A 9,004-nucleotide genomic window follows, 5' to 3' on the forward strand; every position below is an offset into this window, starting at 1 on the left:
ATCAGGGTTTGAGGCTTGTCGCCGACCCTGTCGCTAACCATGTTGGTGTAGAAATTAACATGGATCCCTGCGTGGAGGTTGCTGGGGAGCTGCTCCTGAGACGCTGAAGCAGGGGGCCAATGAGGGCAAGATGAGAGGCTAGGGAGCGACGACATAGCAATCTTGGGAGAGGCGCTCGTTGCCTCCCCACTTTGCCAGCTTGCTTCCGCCGCAGGCAGGTATGAAGACCGGGCTTGAGACCCGGTTTTTAGGTAAAACTCCCTGAGTAAAAGTTCTCAATAGAAACTACCAAAGTTACTGCAGGAGCTGGGATCCCAATTTGGGAAGCTTGCGAACCCTAAATGCCTGGGGACTTGCTGGGTGGGCTTTCTTCGGCTACTGCTTGCCTGCGTCGATCCCCGATGCCGCAATCACCACAGCATTCCGGTCGCTTGAAGTCGTCCCAATGGATGCAAGCCCGGCAGCCTTTCAGCATTTCCGGCCAGCGCTCCCGAATCAACAGTTGCCGCAGTTTGACTTCCCGTGACTCCTGAAAGGGGTGTTGGAATTGATCCATAGCTATTGGGTTTCCCAGCTCTCTTATCTGGTATAAAAGCAGATTTGAGTTTGGGATCGAGAAACATCAGTATAGCTTAAGGTTTGTGGTGGCCCAATCTTTTTTGCCAGTTTAAGACATTCGAGACAGACCAATCTGCTTTTATTCATCACCTTGGGAAAAGATCTACCAAAAAATGTAAACAGGTCATATAAAACTTAACTCATTTTTTCTCCGCTTAAAACAAAGGTGGGATCCAATGCCAGCAGCATTTGAGTCCGACCGCGGTGTTCCAGGCGGTTCACCGCCGATTGAATCACCTCCACATGATGAGCCCGCACAGCGGCCAGGCCGGCAGAAAGGCCGTAGAGCCCATCCAAAGAGTTGGTCGTCGCCACGACCCGCCCGTTGGGGCTGAGATGGCTCCAGCAGGCTTCCAAGATCTCGCGTAGGGGGTGGCCTCCCTCAATGCAGATGCGATCCGGTGCCGGAGAAAGGTGTTGCAGACAATCGGGGGCAGTACCTTGAATCACCTGCACGTTGGTGAGGCCAAATTTCTCGCAATTGCTCTCGATTAGGCTGACTACCTCGGCATCTCGCTCGATGGCAATCACGCGAGCTTTGGGGCATAGAACAGCCGCTTCAATGGCAATTGTGCCGGTTCCGGCGCCGATATCCCACAGGCAGTGGTTCTCTCCCAGGCGCAACTGGCTTAGCACCAACACGCGCACCTCACGAGGGCTCATCGGGATCCCTGGGATGCGTTCAAAGGCAGAGTCTGGGATCCCTGGGGTGCGGTAGGGCCAAGAGAAGGCGGCTGACATGGGTAAAGTACCGTTGCAGAGGAAGTTTGTCTATACATATCCCTCAGCATAGAGCGAATGCTCAACAGGCCATCTCCAACCTGATAGGGGTGCCGCTTCTCCCGCCCAATCATTGCCCAGATGGGCACCACAAACGCCCTCTGAGCTCAACGGAGTGGTTGGAGCAATTCCCAACCGGCAAAGCTGCAGTCCAAAACCAAAATGATCCTGCCCCCTTGAGGAATCGAGTTGGACACTAGGGAAGTTCTGGAGATAAGCGGGACCCTTTTACCCAAGAGCTCATTTTGCGCCGGATGTAGCTAGTGCTGCCGGAAAAAGTTGTAGTTGGGGCAATGTTCAGTACAAGAGGATCTTAAGAACGTTTCCTTGAACTGGAGCCTATCAAACCATCCATCCAAAGAATAAGCTTTGCTCGCAGATACAGCCAAATCTCATCATTTGCCCGCAACAGGAATAGAACATATAGGCTCAATACGACGAAAACACACAGGTTCCCTAAAAAAGTGTAGGTTTGGATAATTTGATCGGTGCTCCAGCCAAAGTCGTAGTTTAGGCGGTTCATATCCCCCCTGGCATCTCCTTGGCCGCCCAACAAAGTTCCCCAGGGAACCTCGGCCAATCCCAGTCTGATGCTGTGCCATTCCCAAAAGCTTCTCCACAGGCTGCTGCTCGCGATCCCCAGCACGACAAATCGCCAAAAATCCCATCGCCAGCGATCTGGCAAGGGAAAATAAAAGCTGGCCATCAGAAAGGTGCTGAGATAAAACTCTCCTCCAACGCCGCTAAAGACAAACAACATCTCCCTGGTGCGATTGGGCATCAGCCAGGTCATGTAAAACTGCAATAGAGCAAGAAAGATGGCCAGCACCTGCAGCCACCCAATCCGCTCCTTGCGGGCTGACCAGAAGAGTAGAATCAGTAAAAAGAGGATTCCAAAATACACAAAGGGATCCCTCTGCGAGCTAACGCTTGTCCAGCCGATGGGCAGAGGCAAAGCCCGATACCCGCTCAACCAGGCGACGGTGGCATGGCCAAATTCGTGGATCCAAATGTGAAGAGGCAAATGCAACAACTGCAACAAGCCTATGTTGTTCACCATCAGGGCCACCGCAAACGCAGCCGGGTAAGCCCAAGCGTTGACTGCCCAGTTATCGAAGGAAAACCGATCCCAACGCTGCCGGGATCCCAGCTTTAGGCTCTGCCGCCAGAGCAAGCGTGAGCCGCGGAAAGCGCAAATCTCCACTTGATCCAGCCGTGGGATCCGCAGTTGCTTCAAGATCAGAAACAGTTGGGCAGCGGCAACTTGGGGGGAGAGCGCAGGCTGGTACAGGGATCCCAGCAGGTGGACGTGCAGGGTCTCGTCGGCAAAGTCTACCCGGACACACCAGCGACGCCGCAGCAGCTCCATCCGCACAACCTGCACAATCGACTGGGCGTGTCCAGCTCGGGCCAGGGCTAGGGGATCCGGTGGTTTGGGCATCCCAAGATACCTCGCCGGAGAACAAGCAGGAAGAAGAAGGGGCGAGCCTCTACCCATCATCCCCCAGCCCTGCAGGCAAGAGCGGAATTGCGCTCCTTCCCAGGCTGCTCCGAGGGCAGGTTGGTATAGTTGAGGGCAGCAGGTGTGGGGAGTGGATGGAAGGTCATGCCCGAATTTGGCAAGCCGGGGTCAAGGCAGATATGGGGGGCGATGCTGCTGTTGAGCTTGGCGGGGGCAGGGCTGTTTCCCCCGGAATCTGTCCAGGCTCAGGCGATTACAGCCCCAGGTTTATCGCGCATTGAGCGTTGGTACTACGACCCCCAGCAGGGGCGGCTGGAAGTTAACACCCAGGGCGAGGTGCGGCCTTTTCTGTTCGTGCTGCAGAATCCGCCTCGGGTTGTGCTGGATTTTCCCAACACCCGCTTTGGACAGGAGCCCCAAACCCAGACTTTTGCGGGCCGTGTCACCTCTCTGCAGATTAGCCAGCTTACGGATACCATTACCCGCTTTGTGCTGTATCTGCAGCCGGATCAGCCTCTCAGCCTCAACCAACTGCAACTGCTCACTGCCGGCCCCTCCCGCTGGGCTGTTCAATTCACCCAGGCCGGATCTCTCTCTTCTTCTCCCCCTTCATCTGCCGGCTTATTGGGAGGTTCCAGGGATCCCTTCCCGCCGTCCCCGCCTTTGCCGACACTGCCTCCCCGACGCCCGGCACCCACCCCATCTCCTCGCTCCGGCCATCAAATTTTAGAGGTATCCCCGCAAGCAGAAGGCTTTTTTATCCGTACCCAAGGCAGCCCCTCCACTACGGTGCGGCGCATCCTCGATCCGGATCGGGTAGTGGTGGATTTTCTCAACACCACCCTCAGCCCTGCCCTCACCCAGCGAGCTTATGTCATCAACCGTCTGGGGGTTTCGCGGCTGCGTATCGGGCAGTTTGAGCCCACCGTTGCTCGGGTAGTGCTGGATGTGGATTCCTCCGGTGGCGACTGGGAAGCCCGCTACGACCCACAGCGAGGTGGGATCTGGATCCAGCCTGCCGGCGGTGCTGCCCAGGCCAGCCTTTTGCCCGAGGTCAGCTCTGTCAACAGCAGTGGGCCGCTGGCCACGTTGCAATCGGTTCAGCTCCAGGGCAACCGGTTGATCATCAGCGCCGATGGATTCATGTTCTACCGGGCCGGCTGGGATCCCGAGAGTGGTGGCTACCGCATCAACGTGGCGCCCGCTCGCCTGCCCCAGTCTATGCCGGATCCCGGCTTGCCGGTTGGAGGGCCGGTGGAGCGGATCCGCTTTGTCCAGGAAGATGCCCGCACGGTCAGCATTCTGGTACAGCCCGCCGAGGAGTTCAATGTCTTCGAGCCCAACCCCGGCCAGGGATCCCGCCGCATTACCTTGGAGCTGCGACCTCTGAATGCTCCTCCACCAATACCTCAGCCGCAGACGCCTGGCCCTGCCTCCCCTTCCACCCCCCAATCTCTGAACCGGACGGTCATTGCCATCGACCCCGGCCACGGGGGACGGGATCCCGGTGCCATCGGGGTGGATGGGATCCAGGAGAAGGACATCGTGCTCTCCGTTGCCCACCAGGTGCAACGACTGCTGCAGGAGCGGGGGTACGGGGTGGTGATGACCCGCACCGATGACCGGGAAGTGCTGCTGCAACCGCGGGTGGATATGGCCGTTCAGGCCAATGCTGCCCTGCTGGTGAGCATTCATGCCAACGCCCTGGATCGCTCCGGCATTCACGGCATCGAGACCTATTACCTGCGACCCGATAGCGCCGAGCTGGCCGCCATCTTGCACCGCAGCTTGGTCAGGGCCACCGGTGCTGCTGACCGGGGGGTGAGACGAGCCCGCTTTTTTGTGGTGCGGGAAACACCTGTGGGTATGCCCTCCGTGCTGCTGGAGTTGGGATACGTAACCAACCCAACCGAAGGGCGAAAATTGGCTACTGCCGAATATCAGGCTATTTTGGCGCGGGCCATTGCCGATGGCATTGAGACTTTCTTGCGCAGTCGCTAGCCGTTGGCTGAGCTTGTTCATGTCTATCGGATCTCTCAATTGATCCTTAACTGATCGAATTGACGATCCAGTTGGCCCAGTTGATCTCAGAGGGAAGGCAGGGAATCTGTCGCCGAGATTCTCGAAAGCAGGGTAGGATACAGCAGCTTAGGCCAAGGTGTTGAGGAGAACGGAGCATGCAGTGGGAGTGGAAATCAGAGCCAGATCCCAGTTGGCCAATTGGGGTGTTTGACAGCGGCTTGGGCGGGCTGACGGTTTGGCGAGCCTTACGCCGCCGGCTCCCCCAGGAACGGCTCATCTACTTCGGCGACACAGCGCGGTTGCCCTATGGGGAACGCTCGCCAGAGGAGATCCTGGCCTTTGTGCGGCAAATTCTGACATGGATGCAGGCACAGCCGGTGAAGCTGGTGGTGATGGCCTGCAATACCAGCTCGGCCTTGGCTCTGGACCACGTGCGGCAGGAGTTTGCCCTGCCCGTTCTGGGGTTGATCCTACCCGGCGCCCAGGCAGCACTGGCCCAAGGATCCCGCATTGGGGTGCTCGCCACGGTGGCCACGGTCAAGAGTCGCGCTTACTCAAGAGCCATTCAAGAGTACAGCGCTCTGGATCCCAAACGTTTTCCGTACCCCGTTTACTGTTGGGAGCAGGCCTGCTCTGAGTTCGTCCCTCTCATTGAAGCCGGATGGCTGGATAGCCCTGCTCTGCGACAGGCGGCTGAACGCTACCTGCAACCGCTGTTGCAACAGGGGATCGATACTCTTGTCTATGGCTGTACTCACTACCCCCTGCTGGATCCAATCCTGAAGCCTTTGCTGCCCCCCTCGGTCAAACGAGTGGATCCGGGGATGGCGCTGGTGGGATCCCTGGCCCGCGAATTGAGCTTATGGGGCTTGCGCCGCCCCTCGACCGCTGCCCAGGAGGAACCCCACCGTTTCTGTGTGAGCGGGGATCCAGAGCGATTTGCCCAGTTGGCCACTCCTTGGTTGGGCTTTCGGCCCCAGGTAGAACGGGTGGAATTGCCGGCTTTGGATGTCAGCAACTCCCTCCGCCCCTGAGCGCCCTTCTCCTCGGGGATAAAGATTGGGGGCCCCTCAACGGGTCATCACCTGCAAGGGGAAACGTTCCGCCAACTCCCCTTCCACCTTGGGTAGCCATTCCTCTTGGAACACCCACACCTGCCCCTGCTGTACACGGCCATCGGGGTTTTGCGTCAGCTCCAGCCAGTACACAAATTGGTTTCCCCGCAGCACCACCCCTTGGATGGCAAGGGCCAAGGTATAGCCCGGACTGCTTGCCAGAGCTTCTGGGGACGGGTAGCGAATCACCTCCACCGCCTGATCCAGATCGGCGGCGATCTCCGGCCCATAAACGTCGCGAATGGCTTGAAAGAGATCCTCTGCTGTCAGTCCTTGGGGGCGAAAGAACGTCATCCGCTCCGAGCGAATCGTCTCCCGATCCAGCGGGTTGATGATCCGTCCTGGCGGAGCCACCGAGGCCAAGAACGTAAAGCGGGATCCATCCGGCTCCACTCGGTTGATGTTCAGGGTTTCGCCCGGACGGGGCCGCAGCACAGGATTGTCCCTCACCCAGGCCGCCACCTGATCCGGAGATTGCCCAGGGATCCCCCAAGCTGCCGACCGAAGGCCCGCCACTGCCCAGCAGGCCATTGCCAAACCGGTTCCTCGCACCCAGCGCAGCCTTTTGCCCCAGCAGGACAGAGCCCTTGTTGGCTTTGCACCCAAGACCGGCCAGCGATCGCAACGCACGTTCCCATTCCTCCGGGCAAACAACACAAAAACACCACAGTAGAATTAGAGAGACTAAGAGATAAATTGAGCGGGCATGGGCAGATCCATCCTCGATGCAAGCGCCCAACAGTCTTGCCCCTCCCCACTGTATCTGAAGATGTCGGCGCGCCTGTTGCGTCTGAGCGCGAGCATTGCGGCCAATGGTTGCAAAGATCCCTCGGCAAGATACGCAGATCCCCGGCGGCTTATCCGCCAAAACGTAAAAAGTATCTTAAGATCAACGGTAAGCAAATCTCATACGCACTAAGTCAGCACCTCAGGAGGTAACCGATGGCTCTCGTTGCAATGCGGACGCTGCTGGATCATGCCGCCGAACATGGCTACGGCATTCCTGCCTTCAACGTCAACAACATGGAGCAGATCCAAGCGATCATGCAGGCAGCCCATGAAACCAACAGCCCCGTTATCCTGCAAGCCTCTCGAGGGGCACGCAAGTATGCGGGCGAGAACTTTCTGCGGCACCTGATCCTGGCGGCAGTGGAGACCTACCCCCACATCCCCGTCGCCATGCACCAAGACCACGGCAATAGCCCGGCTACCTGCTATTCCGCCATCCGCAACGGCTTCACCAGCGTCATGATGGATGGATCCCTCAAGGAAGATGCCAAGACCCCGGCCAGCTACGAGTACAACGTGGCCGTTACCTCCGAGGTGGTGAAAGTGGCTCATGCAATCGGGGTGAGTGTGGAAGGGGAACTGGGCTGCCTGGGATCCCTAGAGACGGGCCGTGGGGAAGCGGAAGATGGCCACGGTGCGGAAGAGGCGCTCAGCCATGACCAACTCCTCACCGACCCCGACCAAGCGGTGGACTTTGTGGAGCGAACTCAGGTGGATGCGCTGGCCGTAGCCATTGGTACCAGCCACGGCGCCTACAAGTTCTCCCGTAAGCCCACCGGCGACATTCTGGACATGGAGCGCATTGCTGAGATCCACCGCCGCCTGCCCAACACGCACCTGGTGATGCACGGTTCCTCCTCGGTGCCCAAGGAGCTGATCGACATCATCAACGAATACGGCGGCTCCATTCCCGAGACTTACGGTGTGCCGCTGGAAGAAATTCAGCGGGGCATCCAAAATGGAGTGCGCAAAGTAAACATCGACACCGACAACCGCCTGGCCATCACAGCTGCCGTGCGCCGCGCTCTGGCCGAGAATCCGAAAGAGTTTGACCCCCGCCACTTCCTCAAGCCTTCCATCAAGGAAATGCAAAAAGTCTGTGCTGAGCGCTACATTGCCTTCGGCTGTGCTGGCCATGGCACCAAAGTTCCGGTGGTTACCTTGGATGAGATGGCAGCCAAGTATGCTTCTGGAGCTTTGGCGGCTCAGGTGAAGAAGACCGTTGCGGTCTAGTCCCCACATCCTGCAAGAACTCTGGAATGCTTGCCGGGGCGCTTCCAGGGTTTTCCTTGGAGATCAGCTAGGTCACTGGACTCAGATTGGACAAATAAGGGGATCCAGCTGGGATCCTCTTTTGCTTTGGAGGAACTTGATGCGTTTTGGGGGTCAGGCAGCTTTTGCCGCAGAACGTTTTTCCGTCTCAATTTGATGGTTCAGCAACGCCAAGCTTAGGCAGTCCAACAGTTCCAGGTCAGCCTCAGAGTAGCGCCGCTGAAAGAGCAGCTCATTGATGCGGTTCTCTTGGCCCAAGCTGAGGAAGCTGCTGCGGAACACCTGCTCCACGATTTCTTGGATGCTGGAGGGCAGAGTAACAGAGTCAAGACTTGTATTCATGGCTGGTTCTGTTTGAGAGATGGTTTTTGAAGGGAGAAGACTATCTTTGCCAAGAGGTGAGGTAGCGCTGCTCGATGTCCTGCAGGGAAAGATGGGAAGCCCTGGGCCGCGGCTCATTCACGGAGGAGACATCGTTCTGCCACTTGAGGGATACTCCCAGCAGTGCTCCCAAAGAGAAGCTCTCGCTCAATAGGGCTGCTATGCGGTAAGTACGGTAGTCCAGGGTTAGATCTTCACTGACTTGCATCTGTGTTTCCTCCGTATTTCTAACGTTCATGCCCCTATCATAGCCTCGAGATCAGTGGAAGTACAGAGAAACATCGAGGATTTGCGTAGGCAATTTGTACGTTTCTTCTACGCGATTTGGCGGATATCGGTGGGATCCCAGGGGTCTTTGGGGCGGGTTCAGGGTTGAGTCAGGGATCCCAGCCCAGCAGAGCACAGATGTCCGCAGCCAGGGTGGCGGCGTTGAAGGGTTTGCCGATGAGGCCATTGGCTCCAAGCTGAGCCAGAGAGGAGGGTGAAACTGGGAAATTGACATCCTCCCCGGCCTGAAGGCCGGAGATTCCTACCACGCTGCGCATGGATGGCTCCTTGCGCAGTC

At 57.8% G+C, this 9,004-nt stretch carries 10 protein-coding genes; 3 read left to right on the top strand and 7 right to left on the bottom strand.

All coding sequences use genetic code 11. The annotated features are described in order from the left end of the window. Nucleotides 1-337: 337 nt before the first annotated feature. The 3 genes from NW839_RS06090 to NW839_RS06100 all read right to left on the bottom strand — a co-directional run bounded on the left by NW839_RS06090 (nt 338) and on the right by NW839_RS06100 (nt 2,839). Nucleotides 338-556 (bottom strand): hypothetical protein, encoded by a 219-nt coding sequence (locus tag NW839_RS06090; RefSeq protein ID WP_011432028.1) that lies wholly within the window; start codon nt 554-556, stop codon nt 338-340. A gap of 197 nt (nt 557-753) precedes the next feature. Continuing rightward, nucleotides 754-1,359, bottom strand: coding sequence for a precorrin-6Y C5,15-methyltransferase subunit CbiT (gene cbiT / locus NW839_RS06095; protein ID WP_414332185.1), 606 nt, complete (start codon nt 1,357-1,359; stop codon nt 754-756). 352 nt (nt 1,360-1,711) lie between these two features. Next, nucleotides 1,712-2,839 (bottom strand): hypothetical protein, encoded by a 1,128-nt coding sequence (locus NW839_RS06100; protein WP_414350539.1) that lies wholly within the window; start codon nt 2,837-2,839, stop codon nt 1,712-1,714. Nucleotides 2,840-3,004: 165 nt separating this feature from the next. On the opposite strand from NW839_RS06100, the gene NW839_RS06105 reads away from it, so the two are divergent. Together NW839_RS06105 and murI are read left to right on the top strand one after the other, a co-directional pair. Then, nucleotides 3,005-4,861 carry an N-acetylmuramoyl-L-alanine amidase gene (locus NW839_RS06105; RefSeq protein WP_414380518.1) on the top strand — a complete coding sequence of 619 codons (1,857 nt, stop codon included), beginning with the start codon at nt 3,005-3,007 and terminating at the stop codon, nt 4,859-4,861. Nucleotides 4,862-5,037: 176 nt separating this feature from the next. After that, the gene (gene murI / locus NW839_RS06110) at nt 5,038-5,916 is read left to right on the top strand and encodes a glutamate racemase (protein ID WP_414350536.1); all 879 of its coding nucleotides are present in this window, start codon (nt 5,038-5,040) and stop codon (nt 5,914-5,916) included. 36 nt (nt 5,917-5,952) lie between these two features. Here murI and NW839_RS06115 read toward each other — a convergent pair whose 3' ends face one another. Beyond that, on the bottom strand, nt 5,953-6,549 hold the full coding sequence (locus tag NW839_RS06115; RefSeq protein WP_414350535.1) for a hypothetical protein: 597 nt from the start codon (nt 6,547-6,549) through the stop codon (nt 5,953-5,955). Between the two features lie 390 nt (nt 6,550-6,939). Here NW839_RS06115 and fba point away from each other — a divergent pair, with 390 nt between their 5' ends. Next, the gene (fba, locus tag NW839_RS06120; protein WP_011432022.1) at nt 6,940-8,019 is read left to right on the top strand and encodes a class II fructose-bisphosphate aldolase; all 1,080 of its coding nucleotides are present in this window, start codon (nt 6,940-6,942) and stop codon (nt 8,017-8,019) included. 153 nt (nt 8,020-8,172) lie between these two features. On the opposite strand, the gene NW839_RS06125 is transcribed toward fba, so the two are convergent. The 3 genes from NW839_RS06125 to NW839_RS06135 form a co-directional block, all read right to left on the bottom strand. Further along, complete coding sequence (locus NW839_RS06125) at nt 8,173-8,400, bottom strand: hypothetical protein (protein WP_011432021.1); 228 nt, start codon at nt 8,398-8,400, stop codon at nt 8,173-8,175. A gap of 40 nt (nt 8,401-8,440) precedes the next feature. After that, nucleotides 8,441-8,647, bottom strand: coding sequence for a hypothetical protein (locus NW839_RS06130; RefSeq protein WP_011432020.1), 207 nt, complete (start codon nt 8,645-8,647; stop codon nt 8,441-8,443). A 169-nt stretch (nt 8,648-8,816) separates the two neighbouring features. Then, the coding region (locus NW839_RS06135; RefSeq protein ID WP_414343625.1) for a hypothetical protein at nt 8,817-9,004 on the bottom strand (188 nt) is incomplete at its 5' end.

Origin of the sequence: Synechococcus sp. R5-15 (assembly GCF_047462035.1) — a bacterium.
Lineage (GTDB): Bacteria > Cyanobacteriota > Cyanobacteriia > Thermostichales > Thermostichaceae > Thermostichus.